19 protein-coding genes are annotated in these 23,083 nt (G+C 54.0%); 1 reads left to right on the top strand and 18 read right to left on the bottom strand.

Annotation, left to right across the window (positions count from 1 at the left end; genetic code table 11):
* Positions 1-34: 34 nt before the first annotated feature.
* Positions 35-529: a phosphatidylglycerophosphatase A family protein gene (locus tag NK662_RS14705; RefSeq protein WP_254759697.1), complete on the top strand. Its 495-nt coding sequence runs from the start codon at positions 35-37 to the stop codon at positions 527-529.
* Positions 530-715: 186 nt separating this feature from the next.
* Here the strand turns inward: NK662_RS14705 and NK662_RS14700 are convergent, their stop codons facing one another.
* The 18 genes from NK662_RS14700 to NK662_RS14615 form a co-directional block, all read right to left on the bottom strand.
* The gene (locus NK662_RS14700) at positions 716-1,687 is read right to left on the bottom strand and encodes a sugar phosphate isomerase/epimerase family protein (RefSeq protein WP_254759696.1); all 972 of its coding nucleotides are present in this window, start codon (positions 1,685-1,687) and stop codon (positions 716-718) included.
* On the bottom strand, positions 1,684-2,853 hold the full coding sequence (locus tag NK662_RS14695) for a Gfo/Idh/MocA family protein (RefSeq protein WP_254759695.1): 1,170 nt from the start codon (positions 2,851-2,853) through the stop codon (positions 1,684-1,686). The genes NK662_RS14700 and NK662_RS14695 overlap by 4 nt, the downstream gene beginning before the upstream one ends.
* A 15-nt stretch (positions 2,854-2,868) precedes the next feature.
* On the bottom strand, positions 2,869-3,858 hold the full coding sequence (locus NK662_RS14690; RefSeq protein ID WP_254759694.1) for an ABC transporter permease: 990 nt from the start codon (positions 3,856-3,858) through the stop codon (positions 2,869-2,871).
* Positions 3,839-5,338, bottom strand: a complete 1,500-nt coding sequence (locus tag NK662_RS14685) for a sugar ABC transporter ATP-binding protein (RefSeq protein WP_254759693.1) — start codon at positions 5,336-5,338, stop codon at positions 3,839-3,841. The genes NK662_RS14690 and NK662_RS14685 overlap by 20 nt, the downstream gene beginning before the upstream one ends.
* A 57-nt stretch (positions 5,339-5,395) precedes the next feature.
* Entirely contained in the window at positions 5,396-6,580 is a 1,185-nt protein-coding gene (locus NK662_RS14680) for a levoglucosan dehydrogenase (protein ID WP_254759692.1), read from the bottom strand.
* Positions 6,581-6,595: 15 nt separating this feature from the next.
* Positions 6,596-7,762 (bottom strand): substrate-binding domain-containing protein, encoded by a 1,167-nt coding sequence (locus NK662_RS14675; protein ID WP_254759691.1) that lies wholly within the window; start codon positions 7,760-7,762, stop codon positions 6,596-6,598.
* Positions 7,763-7,774: 12 nt separating this feature from the next.
* On the bottom strand, positions 7,775-8,596 hold the full coding sequence (locus NK662_RS14670) for a sugar phosphate isomerase/epimerase family protein (RefSeq protein ID WP_254759690.1): 822 nt from the start codon (positions 8,594-8,596) through the stop codon (positions 7,775-7,777).
* A 120-nt stretch (positions 8,597-8,716) separates the two neighbouring features.
* Positions 8,717-9,715, bottom strand: coding sequence for a LacI family DNA-binding transcriptional regulator (locus NK662_RS14665; RefSeq protein WP_254759689.1), 999 nt, complete (start codon positions 9,713-9,715; stop codon positions 8,717-8,719).
* A gap of 284 nt (positions 9,716-9,999) precedes the next feature.
* The gene (locus NK662_RS23765) at positions 10,000-10,698 is read right to left on the bottom strand and encodes a LytR/AlgR family response regulator transcription factor (RefSeq protein ID WP_254759688.1); all 699 of its coding nucleotides are present in this window, start codon (positions 10,696-10,698) and stop codon (positions 10,000-10,002) included.
* Positions 10,695-12,188, bottom strand: a complete 1,494-nt coding sequence (locus NK662_RS14655; RefSeq protein ID WP_254759687.1) for a PAS domain-containing hybrid sensor histidine kinase/response regulator — start codon at positions 12,186-12,188, stop codon at positions 10,695-10,697. The genes NK662_RS23765 and NK662_RS14655 overlap by 4 nt, the downstream gene beginning before the upstream one ends.
* A gap of 384 nt (positions 12,189-12,572) precedes the next feature.
* Positions 12,573-12,914, bottom strand: a complete 342-nt coding sequence (locus NK662_RS14650; protein ID WP_254759686.1) for an antibiotic biosynthesis monooxygenase family protein — start codon at positions 12,912-12,914, stop codon at positions 12,573-12,575.
* Between the two features lie 2 nt (positions 12,915-12,916).
* Complete coding sequence (locus NK662_RS14645) at positions 12,917-13,126, bottom strand: DUF1272 domain-containing protein (RefSeq protein ID WP_254759685.1); 210 nt, start codon at positions 13,124-13,126, stop codon at positions 12,917-12,919.
* Between the two features lie 153 nt (positions 13,127-13,279).
* Positions 13,280-13,558, bottom strand: a complete 279-nt coding sequence (locus NK662_RS14640; protein WP_254759684.1) for a hypothetical protein — start codon at positions 13,556-13,558, stop codon at positions 13,280-13,282.
* Positions 13,530-15,137, bottom strand: coding sequence for an SWIM zinc finger family protein (locus tag NK662_RS14635; protein ID WP_254759683.1), 1,608 nt, complete (start codon positions 15,135-15,137; stop codon positions 13,530-13,532). Before NK662_RS14635 ends, NK662_RS14640 begins: the two co-directional genes overlap by 29 nt.
* On the bottom strand, positions 15,113-16,216 hold the full coding sequence (locus NK662_RS14630; RefSeq protein WP_438503625.1) for a VWA domain-containing protein: 1,104 nt from the start codon (positions 16,214-16,216) through the stop codon (positions 15,113-15,115). The genes NK662_RS14635 and NK662_RS14630 overlap by 25 nt, the downstream gene beginning before the upstream one ends.
* Entirely contained in the window at positions 16,206-18,500 is a 2,295-nt protein-coding gene (locus NK662_RS14625; RefSeq protein ID WP_254759681.1) for a DUF5682 family protein, read from the bottom strand. The genes NK662_RS14630 and NK662_RS14625 overlap by 11 nt, the downstream gene beginning before the upstream one ends.
* Complete coding sequence (locus NK662_RS14620) at positions 18,461-19,567, bottom strand: ATP-binding protein (protein WP_254759680.1); 1,107 nt, start codon at positions 19,565-19,567, stop codon at positions 18,461-18,463. The genes NK662_RS14625 and NK662_RS14620 overlap by 40 nt, the downstream gene beginning before the upstream one ends.
* 14 nt (positions 19,568-19,581) lie before the next feature.
* A complete protein-coding gene (locus NK662_RS14615; protein ID WP_254759679.1) occupies positions 19,582-22,980 on the bottom strand; it encodes a DUF4132 domain-containing protein in 3,399 nt (1,132 codons plus the stop codon).
* Positions 22,981-23,083 lie beyond the last annotated feature (103 nt).

The raw sequence follows: 23,083 nt of genomic DNA, 5'->3' as shown, positions 1-23,083 counted from the left end.
CGTATACAATAATAGAAAGGAATAGGTGATGACGATGAATAGAGGAAACCAAATCGAACAAAAAGCTTTCGAAATGCTGAAGCAGCGCGGCGTCACGCTTGATGACATCGCGGAGCTTGTGTACTTTTTACAGGAAAAATACCATCCCAACCTCGGCATGGAGGAGTGCCGCTTTAACGTGGAGCGTGTCCTCTCCAAGCGCGAGGTGCAAAACGCCCTCGTCACCGGCATCCAGCTCGATGTGCTGGCTGAAAAGGGCCTGCTGGAGGAGCCGCTGCTGGACATTATCAAACGTGATGAAGGGCTGTATGGCATCGACGAGGTGGTTGCCCTCTCCATCGTAAATGTCTATGGCTCCATCGGGTTTACCAACTTCGGCTATGTCGACAAAGTAAAGCCGGGCATTCTGAAACGCCTCAATGACAAATCCACAGGCGAGGTGCACACGTTCCTCGATGACATCGTCGGGGCGATTGCCGCCGCGGCCTCCAGCCGCCTGGCGCACCGGGCCGCACATGCAGAATCATGATAAGAGAGGCTGTTCCGCCGGAACAGCCTCTCTTTCGTATGGTCTTATACCAGCCCCAAAAGTTGGACACTGGCATAGTAGGCAGCCTCTTACTTTCGCCTGAATCCGTCCATAATGATCGGAAATGCTCAATTTTGGCTAATCTGGCTGGACAAAAACAAGAGGGTAACTTTCGCTGTTTGTCTCCTAGGCCCACCACATATCCGCAGTCTGCTCTGTAAACATCACATCCTTGAGCAGGGAAATGGCTTTCCCCAGGCCTTCGTCTACAGATGCCAGCATGTCTTCATGCTCAATAGAAATGACATAATCATATCCAACTGCCCGCAGCGCACTCACCATATCCTTCCATCGCTTTTTATCTTGGCCGTAGCCAACCGAGCGGAAGGTCCAGGAGCGGTTTAAGATATCACTGTAGTGCTTCGTGTCCAGCATGCCATTCCGGCTGATGTTTGCTTTGTCCAAGTAAGTGTCCTTGGCATGGAAGTGGAAGATGGCTCCCTCCTTGCCCAACTCCTTGATGGCTTCCACCGGGTCGATGCCCTGCCAGATAAGGTGACTTGGGTCGAAATTGGCGCCAATGCTTGGACCGGCATGTTCCCGCAGCTTCAGGAGCGTTTCTGGATTATACACAACAAAGCCAGGGTGCATTTCAAAGGCAATCTTATGCACACCGTGCATCTCGGCAAACTCCGCTTCCCGCTTCCAGTATGGAAGAACCACCTCATCCCACTGCCAGCTTAACACCTCCAGGTATTCCGGCGGCCAGGAGCAGGTGACCCAGTTCGGCGCTTTTGCTCCCGGCTGGTCGCCGGGACAGCCGGAGAAGAGATTGATGACCGCAACCCCGAGCTGCTCTGCCAAAAGAACCGTATTGCGCCAAGTCTGGTGCGCGGCGGCAGCAATCTCTGGGTTCGGATGCAGCGGATTGCCGTGGCAGCTGAGAGCACTGATGATCAAACCGCGGCTTGTAATGGCTTGCTTGAAGGCGCGCAGCTTTTCCGGGTTGTTCAGCAGCTCCTCCGGGTTGCAGTGGTTTGTGCCCGGGTAGTTGCCAGTGCCAATCTCCACAGCTTCCACACCCATGCTTTGCAGCTTATCCAGCATGGCTTCAAACGGCAGGCTTTGATACAAGACTGTAAATACACCAAGCTTCATGCAAATTCCTCCTCGGCTACCTTCACCCAGCGCTGCTCGGCATGGCTGCGCAGAATGGCATCCGTAATGCACATGGAAATATGCCCGTCTGCGAATGTGGCGAAGCTTGCCTGATCCTGCTGCGGATCCTTGCCAGCGCGAATAAATCCGTAGAAGTTCTGCATCATATTCTTCAGCGCATCCGGCCAGCCCTCGTTATGGCCGCCCGGATGGTGGATGAACGGCTTGGCATCCGGCAAGAACAAGGCCGGGTCTGCCAGCAGCACCTCATTCGGCTTATCACGGTGGCCGAACCAAAGCTTTTCCGGCTCCTCCTGGTTCCAGAAGGCGGCATGCTTGCTTCCGTCGAGCTCAAAGCTCAGGCGGTTCTTGCGGCCGGCGCTTACCTGTGACACTGTAAATACTCCGCGGGAGCCGTCTTCCAATTTAATGAGAACAGATGCATAGTCCTCTGTGCGGATTTCTACGTCCTCGTACTCTGTTTCCTCCCGCTGAGAAGTGAAGGTTGCAGCACCGCCCTTGCTCTTTTTTCGCACAGGAATGACTGTTGCAAGGTCGGCGAACACTTCTGTAATGCGTTTGCCCGTTACATACTGTACAGTATCACACCAGTGGGAGCCGATGTCTGCCACTGCCCGGGAGTTGCCGCCTGCTTCCGGAGAAAGGCGCCAGTTAAAATCAGTCTCATACAGCAGCCAATCCTGCAGGTAGCTTCCGTGCACCAAATGTATATGGCCAAGGTCCCCTGTGCGTACCATGGAGGCGAGCTGCTGCACGGCTGCGTACTGGCGGTAATTAAAGTTTACCCCGTGCACAACTCCATGCTGCTTTGCCAGCGCCAGCAGTTCAGCAGACTCGCTGCTTGTCATTGCCAGCGGCTTTTCAGACAGAACATGCTTGCCTGCCAAAATAATTTCCTTATTAATCGTAAAATGAAGATGATTCGGCGTGCAGTTATGGATCACCTGAATGTCCGGATCCTGCAGCATGTCCTGATAAGACCCGTACGCCTTTGGAATGCTGAGTGCTGCTGCCTTCTGTTCAGCAGCAGCCTGACTGTTTTCCGCCAGGCCGACCACCTCCACAAAACCAAGCCGTCTGATTGCTTCAATATGGGTCGGTCCGATAAATCCTGTGCCGATAATGCCCACTTTGATTTTTTCCACGTCGCTGACCTCCCTTTACTTCTTTGCTGCCTTTTTGCCAAAAGCCACGGCGAGGATGATAATCAAGCCCTTAATAATCATTTGTTGGCTGACGTCCAGACCCATCAAGATAAGACCATTGTTAATGGTACCAATCATCAGGGAACCAATGACTGTGCCGATAACCGTGCCAATGCCGCCAAATAAGCTTGTGCCGCCGAGAATGACCGCTGCAATGACAGATAGCTCATCGCCATCGCCGAATGTAAAGCGCCCGGCGTGCATTCGGCCCGCATACAGAAGCCCGGCCAGTCCCGCCATCAAGCCTGTGCCAAGAAAAACGTACAGCTTAATTCGATCTGTCTTCACACCGGAAAATCTGGCTGCACTTTCGTTGCCCCCAGTTGCCAATGTTTGGCGGCCAAAAGCAGTTTTTCGCAGTAAAATGTGGGCAACAATGGTTGCTGCCAATGTCCAGACCAGCAGAATGGGAAGCTTGCCGATGTCACCGGAGCCAAATACAAAATTGAAGGTGGCATCCACGATCGGAACAGGGGCTGTGTTGGTGCTCCACATTGCCAAGCCCTTGACTGCCCCCATTGTACCGAGGGTGACGAGGAAGGACGGAATGGCCACCTTCGTTACCAGCAAACCATTTACTAAACCAACCACCAGACCTGTTCCCAGACCAGCTGCCAAGCCGCCGACGAGCCCGAGTCCCATCTTTAGGGCAAGTGCTGCTGTCAGAGAAGACAAGGCAGCAATGGAGCCGACAGACAAATCAATTTCTCCAGTGCTGATTACAAATGTCATTGCGAGGCCCATAATAGAAATCATCGCTGTTTGTCTAGCAATATTTAGGATGTTATCACTTGTTACAAAGCCCTTATCATATAAAGTGAGAGAGAAATAGATAATTACACCCACAAAAGCCAGATACACAATGTAATTGCGCCACTCCAGCCTCTTCAGCGGCTGTTGCTTTATCACTGGCTGGCCGCTTGTCTCAATACCCTTGGATGGCATGCTGCAAATCCTCCTCTGTTTGAATATCTGTCCGTTTTAGTTCCTTTACAATGGTTCCCTCATGCATAACAATCACACGGTCGCTCAGCGCAAGCAGCTCCGGAATTTCTGAGGAGATGACAAGAATCGCTTTGCCGCTGTCCGCCAAATCACGAATGACGTCTATAATTTCTGTCTTGGCGCCGATGTCCACCCCAATTGTCGGTTCATCCAGCAGCAGGGCGGTCGGATTGTTGGCCAGCCATTTGGCCAGCACAATTTTTTGCTGATTGCCGCCCGACAGCAGCCTTGCCGTTTTAAAGATATTGTCTGTTTTAATACGCAGCTTCTTGACCAGGCTTTCCGCTACTTCCTCCGCTTTCCTGTCATCCAAGATCATGCCCTTCCGCAGCTTGGAAATAATCGGAAGAATGATGTTGTCCTTCACGCTATGCTCGAGCACAAGCCCCTGCACGCGGCGGTCCTCCGGAATGAGCGCCAGCCCGGCTTTTACCGCATCCGGTGCACCCTTAATGGTTTGCGGCTTGCCGTGTATGAGCACCTCGCCGCTGTCCTTGGCATCGATTCCGAAGATGGCCCGGGCCATTTCCGAACGTCCGCTGCCCATGAGACCGGCAACGCCAAGAATTTCGCCCGGATAAATGGAAAAGCTGACATCCTTCACCTTCGTACCGGCATGCAAGCCTTTGACCTGCAGCACCGGGGTAACATCCGTCGCGTAGGTTCGCTCCTTCCACTCAAAAGCCTTGCTCATGTCGGTGCCGACAATATGCCCGATCACGGCTTCTAGTGTCGTATCCGCGCATCGCTCAGTCGCCACCAGCTTACCATCACGCAAAATCGTAATGCGGTCGCAAATTTCAAAAATTTCGTCCATCCGGTGGGAAATGTAAACGATGGAGTATCCCTTGGTCTTCAGCTTGCGAATAAAAGAGAACAGGACCTCTGTTTCCTTTTTCGTTAAAGAGGATGTCGGCTCGTCCATGATGAGAATTTTGGCCTCCTGCGACAAGGCCTTGGCAATTTCAGTCATCTGCCAATAGCCAACCCCAAGGTCTGCCACCACATCGTTTGGATCAATTGCCACCTCCAATTCTTCGAGCAGCTCCCTTGCCTTCTCAATTCCTTCCTTATCATTCAGCAGGCCAAGCGATGTTTTCGGTTCCCTGGTCAGAAACATATTTTGGGCAACTGTCAGTGTCGGAATTAAGCTGAACTCTTGAAAAATCATGGAGATATAGTTATCGCGGGCATCCTCCATGCTTTGGATGGACACCTTCTGCCCTTCTATGAAAATCTCGCCTGCATCGGCTGTGTATACACCCGTCAGAATCTTCATTAAAGTAGATTTCCCTGCCCCGTTGCCGCCCATAAGCGCATGCACCTCGCCGCGTTGTACAGAGAAATCTACTGAATCGAGAACTGTAATGCCGTTAAATGCTTTGGAAACACCCTTCATGGCAAGCATTGGCTGCTCCACGCTGTTCACCTTCTTCACTTGAGATAGAGGCTGCTTATGCAGCAGCCTCCCCTTCCACTACTTTACTTCCGCCAGCTCCGCTGCAGCTTTCACCCAAACACCCTTCTCTGCTGACTCCAGGATGGCATCCGCAATAACCGCGATTTGGTAGCCATCAGCAAAATCCGGTGACACACTTGTGTCGGACGCAATGGACTTCAGAAAATCGTATGTTTCAATAATCTTTGTTTCGCCGTAGCCAATGCCCAGTGCCGGAATTGGCCATAGGCCTTCACCGTACGGATGAGCAGGTCCTGTGTAGACAGTACGGAAGCCGCGGCTGTCAGCCGGATCATCCGCAAAGCTGACCTTCAGTTCATCACGGCGCTCGTAGTTAAAATACAGAGAGCCTTTTTCACCGTGAATTTCAAAGGTCAGGAAATTGTTGCGGCCCCAAGCATTGCGTGTCGCTTCAATGCTGCCGATTGCGCCGTTCGCGAACTTCACCAGAGTAATAAACTCGTCATCTACATCCACCGCGCCTTTTGGTGCTTCATTGTCGCCTTTAACCGTGCCAAGCTTGTCAGCGCCGCCTGTTTGCAGCGGCCGTTCTGGAATCCATGTCTGCGCCACTGCCATTACGTCAGAAATCTCACCGACGAGGTAGCGGGCGAAATCTACTACATGCGTACCAATGTCACCGAGCGCGCCAGAGCCAGCAATCTTCTTTTGGAAGCGCCAAGACAGCGGAGAGTTCGGATCAGCAGACCAATCCTGCAGATATGTGCCTCGGAAGTTCAGGATTTTGCCGATACGGCCTTCTTCAATATATTTCTTGGCCAGCGCAACCGCCGGTGTTCTCCGGTAGTTGAAGGCTACCATGTGCTTTACGCCGGCTGCTCTGACTGCATCCAGCATCAGCTTCGCCTCAGCGGCATTGCGCGCCAATGGCTTTTCTGAAATGATATGCTTGCCGGCTTTTGCTGCTGCGATTGCAATTTCTGCATGGGAGTCATTTGGTGTTACGATATCAATAATATCGATTTCCGGATTCTCAACTACCGCTCTCCAGTCAGAAGAGTAGTTGTCGAAGCCCAGACGCGCCGCTGCGTTCTTTGCCAGTTCGTCTGTTACATCCACCACTGTGTGGCGGTGCGGAATCGCGGGTGCCGGCCAGAAAAACATCGGCATGCCTGCATATGCGAGTGCATGCGCCTTGCCCATAAATCCGCCGCCAATCATTCCTACGTTTAATTTTTTCATATAAATATGCCTCCCTTATTTCGCTGCTTTTTGGATTACGTCAGGAGCATCCTGATGATACACAAGCTTCCAGGCATCCAGTACGTTTTCTTTTGTTACCTTCATGGATGGCACTGCTACGTATGGCGGAGCCTGCTTGCCGAGAAAAGCATAGCCTGCCAGGATTGCCTCGGAAATGCCCTGGTCATACGGCAGCTGAGCGCCAAGACCCTTTACGTTGCCGCCGGAAGCAATATCTAATGCCACGTTTGTGCCAAGGTCAATCGTTGTGATGGCCAGATCATTGCGGCCTGCCGTGCGTACGGCTGCCAGCACGCCTTCAGCCGGCACATCCCATACCGCAAAAATGCCTTTTAAGTTCGGATTCTTAGTCAGCATCGCAGAGGCTACCTTCTCCCCTTGGTTCGGGTCAGTAACACCGCCGCGCGCCACAATTTTAATGTTTGGATATTTTTCCTTCATAGTTGCTTCAAACGCTTCTGTACGCTGCTTTGTTACGAAGAAGTCCGCATCATGAAAGACGACGCCGATGTCACCTTTCTCGCCAAGTTGCTTTGCCATAATGTCGGCCGCTTCAATTCCGTTTCCATAATTGTCAGCAGAAACAACGCTCACATAATCCTTGCCAGCCTGCAGTCCCTGCGGCGCGTTGTCCATGAATACAAGCTTCACTCCGGCTGCCGCTGCTTTTTTGTAAGCATCTGCCGTGGACACAGCATCAACTGGGATACTGACAATCAGATCCGGCTTTTGTGCCAGTACGGTTTCCAGATCAGATACCTGCTTCTCGGCTTTAAACTGGGCATCTGTTACAGCCACCACCTCAATGCCCATTCGCTTGAAGGCAGCCTTCAAGCCGTTAATCTGCGCAGTGGACCAGTCATTGCCCGCATAGTGCATGACGATGGCTGCCTTATACTTGCCCTGCTTGATCTTATCGATTTCTTCCTCTGTCAGCTTCAGTGTTTTGGCAGATACTGCTTCCTCGCCGTGCGGCCCTTTGCTCATGATTTTCTTGTCGCTCGGGATATCAGGATTGATTGTCAGCGGTCCGGTTGCCGCCACATTTACTTCCTTCTGCTCGCTGCTGCTTGCCTTTTCTGTGCCGGCATTGCCGCAAGCGGATAGCATAATTGCCCCTGTCATGACTGCCGTCAATAAAACTGTCGTTTTCTTTTTCATATAGGCCTCCTGTTATGCTTGCTTCGCAGATTCATATTTTTGTAAAAAGCGGCGGCTGATTGCAGCACCCTGCTTCGGATCCGGGTAGCTGTCAAGCTCGACCGTCACCCAGCCCTCGTAGCCGTTTGCTTCAAGGATGGCAACCATGTCATCAAACTGCTGATGTCCTTCGCCAAGCGGCACGAATTCACCATTTTCATAGTCTTTGAAATGCACATACTTAATGCGGTCTGCATACTTGCGGATCACATCCACCGGGTCGCCGCCTCCCGCTTCAATATGCGCTGTGTCCGGGCAAAGATGGATGGCTGTCAGCGGCATCAGCTTATCGAGCTGCTCCGGAGACTGCACCATCGTGCCAAGGTGCGGGTGATAGCTTGGCACGAGCCCATACCTTTTGGCAATTGCCACAACACGGTCGAGCGCCTGGCCAAGCTCCTGATAATCACTTTCCAGAATGCCATTGCCGCGGATCGCGCCGCCGCCGACTATAAGATGCCCTGCACCGAGTTCAGCTGCCAGCGCCGCTGTTTCCTCCACCTTCGCCAGCTCCTCCTCCAGCACATCCGGATAGATGAAATTGCCCCCTGTATATACGCCAATAAAGGTTAGCTTGTGCTCCTGCAGCAGTGCTGTAAACTCTTCCTTACGATCCTTGAACTGCATGAGATTGCCGTCAAAGATTTCAAAGCCGCCATAGCCAGCCGCGGCAATGTCACGCAATGCCTCTTCTGTTGATCCGTTAGCCAGATAGTATAAGTCCCTGATAGAAGTAACACCTGCCGGGTGGCCAACGACACCACCCCAGGTATTTGTTTGATAACCGAGCTTCATCTCTGCTTCCTCCATTCATCCCTGGTTTTTGAAGTTTGGGGATACACCCATGAGATCCCACATCACCCCTTTCGATGTAATCGATTACACCCCATTGAAAAAGAAAAGCCTTATGCTTTGTCACCTGCATTTGCAGGTCGACAGGCGGACAACCAGCTCATCCTGCAAAATATACTGATCTCTGCGAATCTCTTCCTGCTGTATGAGCTGCAGCAGCAGCTCTGCCGCCTTTACGCCAATTTCATAGGCCGGCTGGGCAATTGTTGTCAGGCTTGGTTCGAACAGGGCTGAGAAAGCAATATCATCAAACCCAATTACGGAAATATCATCAGGCACTGTCAATCCCTTAGCCTGCACAGCCTTCACGGCTCCCATCGCCATCTGGTCGCTTGCTGCAAACACGGCTGTCGGCGGTGCATCCAGTGCCAGCAGCTTCGTCATCATATTGAAGCCGCTCTCATACGAGAAGTCCCCCTCCTGCACAAGCAGCGGGTCAATCATACATTCATTATGGGCCATTGCCTGGCGGAACCCCTTCAGCCGGTCGTGCCCAAGCACAATTGTCAGCGGCCCCGTGATGCAGCCGATTCTTTGGTGTCCAAGTTGAATCAAGTATTCCGTTGCCTTCCTGGCGCTGCTGATGTTGTCAATGGAGACCGTCGGAATTTGGGCGCCCTCCACATACTCGCAAGCCAGTACGATGGGATATTGCTGTGCCATTTCTTCAATAACACTGGCTTCCATCCTTGCTGTCAGCAGGATCAGTCCATCTGCCTGCTTTTGCTGCAGAATGCTTAAGTATTCCAGCTCCTGTTCCACATCATTATCGGTGTCTCCGAGCAATACACGGTAGCCATGCTCCAGTGTCAATGCCTCAATCCCCCGCAGCACCTTGGAAAAGAACGTATTTGTAATATCCGGAACGACCACAAGAATGGTTTTTGTCTCCAGCCGCCGCAGCTGCCTTGCTAAGAGATTCGGTTGATAGTTCAGCTCCTGCACAGCCTCCATGACCTTCTCAATTGTCTCCCGGCGCACAGCTTCGGGCTTGCTCAACACACGGGAAACTGTCGCTGTCGATACGTTGGCCCGTTTTGCCACATCCATAATCCTGACCATTCGCTCTCGTTTCCTTCCCTGTTGCTATGAACCGATTGTAATCGATTACAAACCAGGCGTCGAACAGGCTTCGGACAAGAATTAGAGCCGGACAGAAACCGCCTTTCCCCACTCAGACATCCCTTTCGTCCGAATAGACAAAAAAAGTAGAATTTTTAAAAAATAAAAAAGAGACTGATGCACGTAATGGGCATACAGTCTCTTTGATTCCGATTGTGTGTTCCATTAATCCTTTAGCTTTCGGCAGCAGCCAAACAAAAGAAGCTCAGTCCCCCGACTAAGCTTCACATTGCTTTATATTTCTGCAGCTCCGCCAGCTTGTGTTTGGATATCTTTGCTGCCTCTGTATAGTTTTTAAAATAGGCTTTGTAGTGCTGGCCTGCTGTTTCAATCCGCTCCAATGCTTCAAGGTTAATGAGATATGAGCGATGAGAGGAAACAAACCGGGCATCCAGCGTGTCCTCCAATTTTGCCAGTGCTTCATTTAACTCATACTTCCGCTGTACTGTATGAATGACCGCCTTGCGCTCCGCCCGTTCAATAAACAGAATTTCCTCAAGCGGCACGAAAATCATCTGCTGATGCTGCTTGATCATCATGCTTTTGCCGATAGGCTGCCTGCTCCGCAGCAGCTGCGCCGAATGCTCTAAAGCAGCATACAAGCGGTCCCGCTCGATGGGCTTGACAATGTAATCGATTGCATGTACCCGGAATGCCTCTATTGCATATTCCTTATGCCCTGTCGTGAAAATGACCTGCAGGTCCGGCTGCAATCGTTTACAAGCCTTCACCGCCTCCATACCATTCAGCAATGGCATGTCAATGTCCACCAGCACGGTATCCGGCTTTTCCCTCAACACACCGGCAATCAGCTCTTCCCCGTCTTTTGCTTCTCCCATCACCTCATAGCCAGGCACATGCTCAATCATGTGCCTCAGCATGCGTCTTGACCGCACATCATCCTCCGCAATAAACACTCTCACTGCCGGTTCCCCCTTCTCAGGCTCTCTAGCACAGACAATAATCCTCTTACATCAATCGGCTTTGTCAAATAGGTGTGGAACCCCTTCTGCAGTGTCTGCTCAATATCCCCTGGCATTGCATTTGCACTGATGGCAATAACCGGAATCCCACAGGTTCTCTGGTCTGCCTTCAGCTGTTCAAAAACTTCATATCCATGCATGTCCGGCAGGTTCATATCCAGCAAAATGATATCTACAGACTGTCTGCGCGCAAGCTCCAAGCCTTCTATTCCATTCGTGGCGGTCAGCAAGGTATAGCTGTCCTCCAAAAGCAGGATGTTTTTCACCAGTTCCAGGCTGCGCGGGTTATCCTCGATATAGAGGACGCGGTAAAACGCAGCTGCCTCCTCCACATGCTCTTCATTGCCGGCGGCCGGCTCAGCCTGATACAGCGGCAGACTGAACCAAAAGTCACTGCCCGCTCCTGGCGTACTTTGTACTCCCATCTGTCCATCCATCATGTCGACAAGATGCTTGGTCAGAAAGAGACCGATGCCGACGCCATCCTCCTCCGTCCCCCGTATACGGTAAAATGGCTGAAAAATCTTCTCCTGCTCATCGAGAGGCAGACCCGGTCCAGTGTCTTTTACATATACAAACAGCCGGCCTTCTCTTGCGCACAGAGAGACCACGACCCGGCCATTCATCTTGTTGTACTTCACCGCATTATTCAGCAAATTAAGCAGCACCTGCTTTAAGCGGACAGGGTCTGCCAGGACAACAGCATCGTTATGTCCGTTCAAGTGCTGGTCCATTAAAATATACTTTTTTTCTGCCTGCAGACTGACAATTTGCAGACATTCCTGCAACAGCCGGCTGAACGAAACCGCTTCCAACGAAACTTTCAGCTTCCCTGACTCAATGCGTGACAAATCCAGTACGTCGTCGATTAAATGCAACAAATGCCGGCCTGCTCCAAGAATCTCCTGAACAAACTCCTGCGGCTTTGCCGTAAGCTGCTGCATGTCCAATAGCTGGGCAAAGCCGAGAATGGCGTTGAGCGGCGTCCGGAGCTCATGGCTCATTTTAGATAGAAATTCAGATTTAGCAATACTGGCTTTTTGTGCTTCTTCTTTAGCCTGTTGCATTTCCTCCTGCATCTTGAGACGTTCTGTCATATCAATGCAGGTTCCAATAATCTCCACAACTTTACCCCCGTCATACACCGGCCGGATGTAGCACACGTAAGGTATGCCCCGCAATGTGCCTTCCATTTCCACATGCTGCCCCTGCCAGGCAGCCTGGTGATTTTTCAGCAAAGCCTCGGCTACGTCCGGTTCAAATACATCATGCAGGGTACGGTTGACAAACTGCTCAGGTTCCAGACCAAGCTTATGCAGCATCTTCCCTTCGCAAAACGTATGGATAAACTCTTGCCCTCGCCTGATACACTTAAAGATCAAACCGCTGTCCTTATAGGAAACATGCGCAACTGTATTGGAATATAGCATCTCTCTGCCCCCCTTGGTGTCTCAAAAAGATTCTCTTTCTTACAAGCAGCAAATTTTTCTCTAGTCTATCACACGGAAAAAGCAGTTGAAAAGACTGTGAATAAACACACACATGGGAATCTACAATATAACAAATCTCATATTGTTATATTGTGGTATATGTGATTATAATCGCAGCAAGTATACGAAAGGAGATGAGACCAAGCGCCAGGGAGCAGAGCGTATTTTGAATGGTCTGATTTCAATCTTGAATAGGACTACTCTTTACATCATCCTTGCAGGGATTACGATTTGGATTGAACGGTGCATCCTCTTTTTTCTCAATTTTTCGGAACGGATTTGGAATGCTGTTCCCTCCCGCTGCAGCTGGGGATGGAGCAATGCTCAGCATTTCCCCTCCTCTGCAGGAAAGATGCTGTCACGCTCCACCTTGCACACCCGCAGGGCAAAGCTTTTGTACCATTCTGCTTTTCCTCTTTTTTGTGCTGCCTGATGTGCGGCATGTTCCTTCCAGTTCCGTATAGCCTCCAAGGATTCCCAATACGAAATGGTCAGTCCCAGTTCATGGTCGCGAACACTCTCCATGCCCAAAAAGCCCTCTTGCTCAGATGCCAATTGCACCATCCTGTCTGCCATTTCAGCATAGCCCTTATCCCCTTCCATCCGCTGCGAAGCAAAAATTACGGCATAATAAGGCGGTTCCGGCGTTTTGGCAATCCTGCTCACCTTCAACACGCTCCATCTGAAGACACGGAAGCGGCACTCTGCCGCTTCCGTGGCCTCCTGACAAGCTCGCCGCCGCAATTCGGGCAGACATAATTCATTTCCTCCGTGCACGGAGCACAGAAGGTACATTCATACACACATATGTAGGCAAGAGAACTCTCTTCAACTGCCGCACTGCATCGTTCACAAGCTTCCCGCATTTCCAAAGCCATGCCAATCTCCCCTCTCTTTTGGATATAGAAGGAGTATACCACGCTTATATTCCCGCTTTAAGGTACAGATTGCCCGCCCGGCACAAGGTCACTTCCTCAGCTACCGGCTTGTCATTCTCTCTTTGTCCGGCCTGCGTCCTATTGTCGCCGCTTCTATAAGGACAGCATTTCCTTCTGTACGAGCTCCATATATTGCTGCAGCCGGCAAAAGGCCGCTGCGGCTCTTCCATACTCCGTTTCGTACGAAAAACGGCTCTGCTCCCGCTCTTCCCCCAGAATCCGAAGCTGCTCCGCCGCATACGCCAGTCCATGCCGCCTGCACTCCCGCTCCATCTCTGCGAAAAAAGAAGGCGGCACCGCTGCGAACCCGGTCAACAACAGTTCGTCGAGCAGCTGCTCCAGTTCATTCATAACGCGGGCGATTTCGGTCATGGAGCAGTCCTCCTTCCTCCAGCGTAACATTGAAAATACCGCCTGCTTCTGTATAGCACACAGCTGGCCGCACCATCAGCCTCCCAGCCTCCACATGCGGATACACGAGCAGGCGCTTCCTGCCCGGCAATTCCATATAATCCTTCAGCTGCCGGAGCTGCCGCTCAGAGTGCGGCTTCACCTGCAGCTGCAATGCCTTTCCTGCCGCGTCCATAAGCGGCACCCGCCAGCTTTGCAAAAGCTCATGATAGGACCATCTGCCGGCTTCTGCCGCCTCAATGAGGTACACAGAGCCTTCTTCTGTTTTTACGCGAAGCAGCAGCTCCTCCCAAGAGCTGAGGAACGGCGGGCTGCAGGCTGACAGGTCCGTTGCACCAATCACTTCTCCAATCGTTTGCGTGCTGGAGGAGAGCTGCCCATCCCGGCTCAGCTTGGCCCTATGGAGCCGCACACTGGACCGGGACAGCAGCGAGCCGCTTCCCGATACGCCCCACGGAGCAGGCTGCTCATACAGCTGCTTGGCTGTCACGCTCCGGCCCTCATAAAACAGCGGCCGGGATTGCGTATAGGTGAACAGGCGTTGCCTTTGCCCCTCATACAGGTAGTAGGTAACGCCTGTGTAGCCGGACTTCGTTGTCCAGCCGGCCGCACCCATGCCATGAAGCAGCAGCGGCGGCACTTCATAATAGTCTGCGCGCGGCATATCGCAGATGCGCCCCTTTTCAAGCAGCAGCAGGTATTCATAGAAATCCGCTGCCAGCCGCCTGTACGAAGCAGACTGAAAGCCGGCATGCTTGCGGCGGTACAAATCGATCTCCGCCGCCAAACGGCGCAGCATATTTTCGAGGCGCGGCAGCCGCAGGGCGCGCGCTTGGACGGACAGCCCCTCCAGTTCATGGATGATGCTTGCAGGCATTCTTGTCAGCCCCCCGCCAAGCAGCTGTCCGGCCACGGTGCGGAACGGCTCTGCTTCAGCGGCAGACAGCACCCGCGCCTGCTGCCCCTCTTCTCCGTATTGCCGGCCCTTGCTTCTTTGATAGGCATATAGCGCCTCTGCCTTATGCAGGCACACATCCGCCGCTTTACATGTACATACTGCCGCAGACAATGACGGCTCCAAAAAGCGGACCGTAATTGCTTCCGCCGGGAAAGACAACAGCAGTGACGCTCCTTCCTCAATCACCGGCTGTGCTTGAAACGGCTCGCGGAAGCAGAGTTCCTCCCACAGCTTCGGCGCCGCACTGCGTAAATCGATTGACAGCAACGCAGAGAAATCCCGCTGCTCCGCCTCCTGCTCTCCCGCTTCTTCTTGTGCCGCCAGGAGAGCCATAATAACATGCTTGCACACCGTCCGGGCGCCGCAAGAGCAGGAAAAGCGGTGAATATCGCCGGTAAAGGTGACAGCTGTGCCATCAGCCAGCTGCACACGTGCTGCTTCATCCGTCAGCTCCATGCTGACCTGCGGCGCAGCGGCTAAATCCTTTACCGCCCGCTTATAGGTTCCCTTGTTGGAGAGGGCAATGAAATATGCCTCATCCAAGGACGCAGCAGTATTTAAGAAATGATTTCGGCGATCCATTGTGCCAGCCTCCCTGGTGTTAATGCGGCGACATGCGCCCCGAGCGCCGCCATTTTCTGCGCTGCCTGCTTGTCATAAAACGGCTGCGCCTCCGGGTCCAGGGACGTCAAAACAATAAGCTTTGCCCCCGATTCCACCATACGGCGCGCTTCCCGGTACATTTCGGCATAGCTGCCTCCTTCATACAAATCGGTGACAAGCACGACAATGGTTTGCTGCGGCGCTTCCAGCTTTTGCGATGCATAACGGAGGGCGCCCGCAATGTACGTGCCGCCGCCCAGCTGCACGCTCAGCAGCGTTTCCACCGGGTCCTGGATCCGGTCCGTCAAGTCCACAATATCCGTATCAAAAATAAACAGGTCTGTCCGCAATGCCGGCAGGCTGGCAAAAATGCCGGCCATCACCGCGCTGTGGATGACAGCATCCAGCATGCTGCCGCTCTCATCCACAGCCAGGATGATGCGCCATGGTGTTTGATGCCGTGTTGCCGCATAAAAGTAGGGCTTCTCGATCCGGAGCGTGCCCGTCTCCTGATCGAAGTGCTTCAAATTTTTCCGGACTGTTTTTTTAAAATCAAAGTTCCTCATCATCTGGACCCGGCTCGGCCGGTTGCGGTCCGGCCTCCCGCTTAAGACAGGCTTGATTTCCTGTTCAAGCGTCCGACGCAGCTCCTCCGCCACAGCAGCCACAATGCGCTTTGCCGTCTGCAGCACATCCTGCTTCATATGATGCTTGAACTGCAGGATGCTCCGCAGCAGATTCATGTTCGGCTCCAGCTTCTGCAGCGTTTCCTTGTCCTCCAGCAAAGCGGTCAGCTCATACTTCTCCAGCGCGTGCTTTTCCATGACCTCAACCGCTTCCTTTGGAAACAGCTCGCGCACCTTGGAAATCCAGACGGGTACAGTGAGTTGGGAAGGGCTCAGGGAACCGCCCCGCTCTTCATCCCGTTCGCGCTCGTATAAAAAATCCAGAGCCTCATCTATTTCCACATACGCTTCATCCGGAAGCGGCAGCGTGTCATCCGCATATTTGCCAAGAACGAGCCGCCAGCGGTTCAACGCAATTTCCTTATTCCCCATCATACAGCCCCCGTTCTCTCAGCATATATCGGGCCCGCCTATCCAGCTCCATGCCATATGCAAGCACTGCTTCGGACACTGGCTCCTCCTGCCGAATGTCCACTTCACCTTCATACAGCCCAACAACCTGCTTGGCGACCCGGTCCACCTCCAGCGGTGTAAACTGCCCAAACAGCAGCCGCAAGTGCGGCAGCAGCTCTAAAAATGCTTCCTCTGCCAATGACTCCAGTACATGTGACAGCCCTTCCAGCAGTCCCTTGTTGTACAGAAACAGCTCCTTCGCCCCGGCAAACAAGCCTCTGAGGAAGAAGGGGGCTTGCTTCTGCATGTCGCCGCTTCCGTAAAAATATCCCTGTGCCGCAGTCAGCACGTCAGCCATACTGCGCCGCTCCAAAACGGCAAGCAAGCCGTGCGCGACACCCTCCACTTCACTCTGCCGCTTTTCCCGTACAGTGTAGCGCTCCAACGCCTCCGCCAATGCTTCGTCACCCGGGTCCAACTGATACAGCTCCAGCAGCTTCTCGGCAGTCACCGCCGCTTCGCCGCCATCCAGTGTGGAAAACAGGAAGAGCGCCTTGCTTCGCGCCTGCTCTGCCGCCCCCTCCGCTCCTTCCATACGGGATAAATAATAAGCGCACTCTGTCATGGAAACAAAGTCGCCGTCCTCCCCAATGGCCTCCTCCGCCAAGGCAAGATAGCGCGTGGCGTCTGCAAACAGGCCGCTCAAATACGCCTCCAGCAGCAGGAATGCCCGCTCGCCGGCACGCCCTTTTGTCCGGTGCAGACGCTCCTGCAGCAGGTCCTGCGCTGCCTCCTCCACTGTTGCCCCATATACAGACAAGTCGATCAGCGCGCTTTCCACCTGTGCCGAGAACCGGTAACGCCACGTTTCCCGCATGAGATGCACATGCTGCCGGCGGGCGAGGTTCGGGCCGCGCAGCCGCTCGCAAAACGGCACACCAAGAAAAGAAAGGCGGTGAAACCATTGGCTGAGCCGCCGGTGCGATTCCTTTTTATAGATATCGAGCGTTGTCTCCTGCGGCACCGTCGAACGCACCGGCAGGCGGAATTTGGCGGCAAGCGCCCGAAAGTCCTGCACAAGCGGCGGCACCTCCGCATCGGCAGACAGTTTCCCGCGCTTCGTGCCCCGCAGACGATCATGGAGCACCTGCATGGCCTTTTCAGCCGGGCCCAGCTCCCCTTTTACAAACACCGAGCGCACCGCGTCCGTCAGCTCATACAGGCCGGGCTGCAGCTTGCCGCGAAGCAGAGCCAGCTCCCGCAGCATGCGCGCCGCTTCTATTTCATCCGCAAGGGAAACCCCTTCCCCCCGCAGTTGCCGGGCGGTGCGCAGCATCAGCTGCTCCGCCGCTTTGTCTCGCCCCTTCTCCCACAGCCATTGGTAAAATACGGGCGCGGGCATGCCGCTGTCATAGCCTTCCGCCTGGTCGCTCTCCCGGAAGGAGTATGGCATGAGATAGGCTTTTGCATGAGCCGCTGGCAGCGGGCTTTTTGCCAGCTTTTCTTTTGTGCCCTCCAGCTCCAGCAGCCCCGGCACATGAAAGCCGCCTGTTATGACAAGAACGCGGCTGTACTGCTTCCGCGCTTTGGCAATTTCTTTGGCCATGTGCAGTTCACGCGCCGTGCAGCCGTCACGCTCCAGCATGTCCTTCGTGTAGTCCGCTCTTGTGTACAAGCAATACCCGAGCAGTTGCCGGATAAAAGCCGCCGTATCCATTTCCATGCCTTGCAGCTCAAAGTATTTCTCCCAAAACTCATGGAAGCTGCGGCAGCCTGTCCGTTCCGCCAGCATGTGCACATAGGCGCTCCGGCGGAAATAATGGTCCTCCGGCAGCTCACCCTCCTCACGCGTCGCAAACAGGTACTCCTTGTAAGGCAGATCGATGAAGGCAGACGGAATGCCGCGCGCAGCCGCCTCCCGCAATGCCACGAGCTCGGGCGAATAGTCCAAAAACGGATAGTAGGCCCGGTGCTTCCCGCCGCCGGGCGCGAGCGCCTCTGTTTTGTCATCGTAGCTGCAGTACATGGACACCGGCGCCTCTGTATCACCGCTGACAAGGTGCGGAATCAGCGGTGTGCATTCAGCCGGCCCCTCCACCAGGATGATTTCCGGCTGGTACACATCCATAAGCTGCTGCACATGAAACGCACAGGCCGGACTGTGATGGCGCACCGGCATGTACACAACCGGGCGGTCCAGGCTGGCCTGCTGCAAAAACGCCCTTACTTCAGGTGCTTCCGTGCCTCGAAGAATTCCCTCCATACGCCCCCTCCTGCCTGGCTGCGCTGCTTGATGATACTGTTGAAATAGCTGCGCAGCTTCTCGGTGTCATCCTTTTGCTCCTTCGCAACTGTTCCGGCCAAATATTTGACGAGCGCGTCCATCTTCACGCGGCCGTTCCCGTAGTAATAGGCATCCATTGCGCTTTGAAAATACACAGATACCGCTTCAGCCGTGCTCATCACCGAAGATGGCCGGTCAATTCGCCTACCGTCCGCCGTGACCCCTTCCCGAAGCTCGTGGAACACAGTCGCCAGCAGCTGCAGCACTTCATGGTCAATTTCCGGCTGGATGCCGGAAGCTCCCAAGAGCTGCGTTACCTGAGACTCCATAATTTCCGCCTCGAGCTTCACATCCGCAATCGGCTTCACCGTTTCAAAGTTGAAGCGCCGCTTCAGGGCGCTGCTCATTTCGTTCACTCCGCGGTCGCGCGTATTGGCGGTGGCGATGATATTGAATCCAGGCTTCGCTGCCAGCAGCCCGGCTTCGCCAAGCTCCGGAATATTTATCACTTTATCGCTCAGCACGCTGACCAGCGAATCCTGCACCTCCTGCGGACAGCGCGTCAGCTCCTCGAAGCGTGTCAGGATGCCCTGCTCCATTCCATGAAACAACGGCCCCGGCACGAGCGCCTCCCGCACCGGACCCTTTGCCAACAGCAGCGCATAGTTCCAGGAGTATTTAATCACATCCTCCGTCGTTGCGGCTGTGCCCTGCACCGTGTTGCGGCTGTTGCCGCAAATGGCCGCCGACAGCAGCTCGCTCAGCATCGTTTTCGCCGTTCCCGGCTCACCGATCAGCATCAGCCCGCGATTGCCGGCCAGCGTGACAATGGCGCGCTCCACCAGGGCGTCGTCTCCATAAAACTTCCGCCGGATGCGCACCTCCTTCCCATTCAAGGGCAGCGGCTCCTCTTCGCCGACAATAAAGCTTCGTACTGCCCGCGGCGACAAGCGCCAGTTGTGCGGCTTCGGAAACGCATCATGCGCTGCCAAAGCCTGCAATTCCTCCTCATACAGCTCTTCCATTAACGGCTTCATTGCCTGCATGTGTCTTCCTCCATTTATCGCTTGCTGCGCCAGTTTTCGTCACGGCTTGTGCTTCCCTCTGCCGTCCGGCTGACATCATATATAATTTCACTGAACATACGGGGCGGCACAGCCTGCGGCGGCACGCGCCGCGCCTCATCAATTTCATCGTATTCATAGGAGCCCCGTTTTACCGTGCCGGCCCGATAGAACACGATATCATATAAGCAAACGTCCTCCTCCTCATAGCCGACAGGCGCGCCGCTGAAGGACAGCTCCGCTCCGATGCCGGATCTTGCATCCTCCTTATAGAAGGAGTCATACACCCCGCCATCCTGCACGGAGCCGCGGCTCCAGCCGAACTTGGTCATCTTGCCAAGCAGCGACCGGCCGTTCAGCTCTATGCCGCCAAAGCGCTCAACCCTGCTGTTCTCGTCCTCTGCCACAGTAAATACCGGCCGCGCCGCCTGCAGAAATGGCTGCACAATCTCGTAGTCCTCCAGCTGCTCGTGCCAGGCGGAACGCTCCTTCTCTGAAAGCTCCAGCGGATGCACAAGGCCAATCACAGTTTGCGCCCCAAGCTCATGCTCTTCCTCCTCAATAGTATTGAACGTGCCATCCTCCATATGGCGGAAGGTTGCCTTCAGCCGTCCTTCCTCATACTCGCCCCAAATGAGGGAGATGGCAAACTGCTGCATAATCGGGTTTTCCACAAATAAATCCTTCCATGTTTGCTGTGACCAATACCGGTTCAGGGACAGCGCCATTTCCAGCCGCTGCGTCTGAATGCCGATTACGCTGCGCAGCTGCTTCTTGCTGGCGGACAGCTCCTCCTTCGCCGCTTCCGCAAGCGCGGCATCATCCTTTGCGTTCGGCTTCGGCAGGGACTTCATGACCTTGCCATCCTCATTCTTTAATTCAATTTTTAATTCAGGTGTCAAATAGGCAGTGAAGGTGCGGCTGCCATAATCAATTGTCTTTTCTCCGCGCTTATTGAAGCCAAGATCCGGGACAAGCTGGTCCTCGAGCTCCTCCTCCGTGATGCCGCGCGCCTTGGCAGCCAGGCTCATCGCCTCACAAGCCGCTGTACGCACTTGCTTTTGCTTGTATTTAAAAGACATAGATTGAATGAGCATAAGCGCCAGGCGGGGTGGCGACAGCGCCAATGCCTGCACCGCCATCGCGGCAAGAGCGCCTCGCATATGCAGCGCCCACTCATCCAGCTGCTTCTTCAGCAGCAGCACCATTTCTTCATTGCCATGCAGACCGTACAGCGTCAGCACCCCGCGCTTCTTGGCATCTGCCCCTTGGGAAATCCAAAGCTGATACAGCGCCTGTACAAGCTCACGCAAGTCCTCCTCACGCAGCGCTTCCCGGATGGTTTCCGCTGTCTCCTTCTTCCCGATGACAGGGTCAGCCAAGTATTGCTGCATATAGGCAAGCGGCAGGATCGGGTCCGCGATTGTCTCAACATCGCGCAGACGGACCTGCGGCTCGAAGCCAAGCCACTGCACAAGGGCAGCCCGCTTTTGCGGTGACAGCAGCCGGGCGCAGAGGGCCTCCACTCCAAGAGAGGAATGATCCTCCCGGCCAAGCAGCGCCGCGAACTCATCCACAAGCGAAGCATTTCTTTTCTCCTGCAGCGCTTCCTGTACAAGCTCATGATGGACTCCGCCATAGGAAAGCAAAATGCGCATGGCTTGCTCCCGGACCGTTTTCTTCTTGCTGCCGAGCTCCTTTACAACATCTTCTCCCGCTCCCTGATCCTGCACAAGCAGCTCCACTGCAGCGGAACGCACCTTTTTGGAGGAATCGCCGAGGCTTTGAATCAGAAGCGGGCGCACCGCTTCCCGATTGTCCTTTGCCAGCCCCTCCAGCAGAAGGAGACGCTCATCCACCGCAAACTGCGCAAACTGTTCCATCACGTACTGTCGTGAGCGTAAGATAAAGGTCCACAGCACTTCCTCCGCCTGCCGGCTGCGGTCGCTGTACATCATCCCTCTTGCGCAGTGGGCTACAGCCAAATTCACAAGCTCCTCCCGCGTCCAGCCATAGGCAAGCAAATCCTCCAGCACGTCGGAAGAGCCATGATAGCCCGCAGCCAGCTCATACAAGCTGCGGTCATATTCCGACCCGTATCGGAGCGAAATGGAAGCCTCCCGCTTTGCCGCTTCCTCCACATCCCAGAGCAGGGCTGTTTCAAATGCCGGGATGTGCAGATACAGCCGGTGCTTCGGCTGATCCAGCGTTTCGCGCAGGCTCTCATATGGCAATGTACCCGCCAAGTACTCCCGGTATGGCTCCCGAACGGCTGACGGGACAGAGCGCGTCACACTCATGATGAATTCCTTCTGCAAGCGGAGGCGGTTCGGCTCAAAGCCCTTCCCCGCCAGCAGCATCGCCACCTCCAAATAGTGGATCTTGCTTACATACTCGAGAGAGCTCCGCACAAACTCCGGGTCTTGGTCCAGCTTGTCCAACAGTAGCTTCCGCTCGTATTCGTGCGGCTGCAGCTCCGACTTTGTCAAAACATACGCAAATGTCCGCTCCGCTGACAGCCCGAACTCGCCGCAAATGGCGCCCAAGCGCTCATATACCGCTTCATCCAACTCCACCTTGCCCAGATAGGAGCGGTCCAGTTGGCCGCCGGCGCTCTGCAGGGCATAGGACAGAAACTGCTTGCTGTTGCGCTCCGCCAGCAGGCTCACATACCGCTTTGCCGCCGCGCTGTAAGGATACAAGCGGAACAGAAGCCTCCACGTCACCTCAGGCAGCGAAGAACTGACCGGAAATTCCTTTGTTTCTTCACCCGCCATATACTGCCTGGCTGCATCTGCATACTGCGGATATGTACTCGTGCGCAGCACAAAATCCGCCTGCTGCCGCAGTTCAGCTTCAAGCAGCGGCAAATATTCCTGAAAACGCTCATGCTCATATGCCAGCAGTAGCATGAGCAGCAGCAGCTTCTGCTCTCCATGCAGCACCTGAAGCTGCTTCTCCAGATAGGCTGGCTGCTCCCTCATCAAGTCCCGCAGAAATTCATCCGCCCGGTTCAGCTCCCCGCTCAGCTTCGCCAGCTGCTTGCAGGCAACCGCAACCAAGCCGTCCAGCGGAATGCCGCTCTTCTCCAAATACCCCCACATTTCTGGAAAGTCCATGTAAGAATAGGAAAAACGGACGAGCACGGCATTGTATAAGTCCGCCTCTGTCAAATGGCAAAACAGCCGCAGCAGCGCCGGATCTCTTTTGTACGTTTTCTTGAAGGCCTCCGGAAATTGCCAGGCAAATTGCTGCCGCCGCTTATCCCGGATTTTCGTTTTCTCCAGCTTCTCCAGTAAACTCTTATCCTCTGTCTGTAAATACCGGACAGCCAGTTCTTCCTGCTCTGATGTCATTTCCAAAAGTGATAACAGCTGCCTCACATCACTCGCCATATTTCTTCCTCCTCTTCAAAAATATTCTATAAGATCAGTATACTACATTCCGTAAAAACGAACAAATGTTCTTTTCTGACAACTCCTCTTTATTCATATAAAC

This window comes from Ectobacillus ponti (genome assembly GCF_024294785.1).
GTDB lineage: Bacteria > Bacillota > Bacilli > Bacillales > Bacillaceae_G > Ectobacillus > Ectobacillus ponti.
This window is presented reverse-complemented; position numbering and strand designations above follow the sequence as displayed.